This window comes from Brachyspira sp. SAP_772, assembly GCF_009755885.1.
Taxonomy (GTDB): Bacteria; Spirochaetota; Brachyspiria; order Brachyspirales; family Brachyspiraceae; genus Brachyspira.
Genome location: NZ_VYIX01000013.1, coordinates 1 through 1,366 on the forward strand (window position 1 = coordinate 1; position 1,366 = coordinate 1,366).

Genomic DNA, 1,366 nt, shown 5'->3' on the forward strand with positions numbered 1-1,366 from the left:
ATGGTGTAGCAGTTATAATTTTGTTATTTGTCATAACATCTTTAAACCATTGTGTTGTCATTGGATTGTAATTTCCTAATGGTTCATTATTAGCATTTATATAAAAACCGCCTTCATTATATGSTATAACATCAGAATAAAATATATTAACTAAATAATTATTATTTTTTAATACATTTTGAAATACTTCTAATGCYTTATCATTATTGTCTTCTTTTTCTAAATATGCAGAAAGTACATTAATTTCAACTATTAAGTTTTCTACATTGTTTTCTAATATATTCTTTAATTGTATTGTATTAGCTTGGCTATTTGTCATGTATGTCTCTCTATATTGCGGAGCATAAATGAAATATATAGCAATACATATTAGTATGATAAAAGTTATATATGGTATTAAAAATTTWAGTATTAAACTATTTTCTTTAAAAATATTATTTATTATTTGCGATAACTTCTTAAACACATTAACCTCTAAAATYTTAAAAACGTCCTTTTTATTATATGAATTAAATTGATTTTATGCAAGTATTTTTATTTATTTGAATATTTCCTATATATAAATTGAGAAAGCCTCATATATGAAGACTTTCCCAATTTTTTTATTTGTATATAGTAGGTATTTTTTATTTGTCTAATTTAATTATTTAGTTAAAAAATCTTTAACTACATTTGCAGCGGCATTACATACYACATTATCTATTGCTGTTCCTATTACAAGTATATTTACACCTGTATTTTTGAAAGCTTTATAATTAGTTATATTAATTCCGCCTTCAGCTAATGTAGGTACTTTAACAGCAGAAACTAAAGCTTTTAATCTTTCTTCTATTTCAGGGTGTATTTCTCCTGCTTTAACGCCTTCATAACTCATTCCAGTCATTAAGCCGATAAAATCAACMCCAATTTTTTCCATTTCTTTAGCAACATTTTTTACATCATCAGGAGTTTTAGCCGGTATACCGAATGTATGTAAATCAGTAGGCTGTCCAATATATGCATCCACTAATAAACCRTATTTATGAGCTTTTTCTACTAATTCTTTTAAATCTTCAATAGATGATTTATGAGTATGTAATCCATCAGCCCCTGCTAAAGATATTTTCTGAAAATCACTATCTTCCAATATTATAGGCATAACTTCAGTAAATCCGCCAGGAACACCAACTGTAATATATATATCATCTCCAACTACATTTCTTACCCCAGATACAACCTCAAGCATCTTTTCTAAAGGAAGCTCATGTCTTACTTTTTCAGCATTATGCATATTGTTGATACCTTTATATCCTCTAGCTAATACAACAGCAGGGTGGTTTGGCTCTAATAATTTAGCACCTGCATCTACTACAGCCTTAGCAATTCT

The 1,366-nt window shown here is 27.3% G+C and carries 1 protein-coding gene and 1 pseudogene; both read right to left on the reverse strand.

The annotated features are described in order from the left end of the window. A pseudogene (locus GQX97_RS12175) lies at positions 1-466 on the reverse strand (methyl-accepting chemotaxis protein); the annotation flags it as partial. A 177-nt stretch (positions 467-643) separates the two neighbouring features. Then, a partial coding sequence (locus GQX97_RS12180) for a HisA/HisF-related TIM barrel protein (RefSeq protein WP_157152202.1) occupies positions 644-1,366 on the reverse strand: 723 nt, incomplete at its 5' end.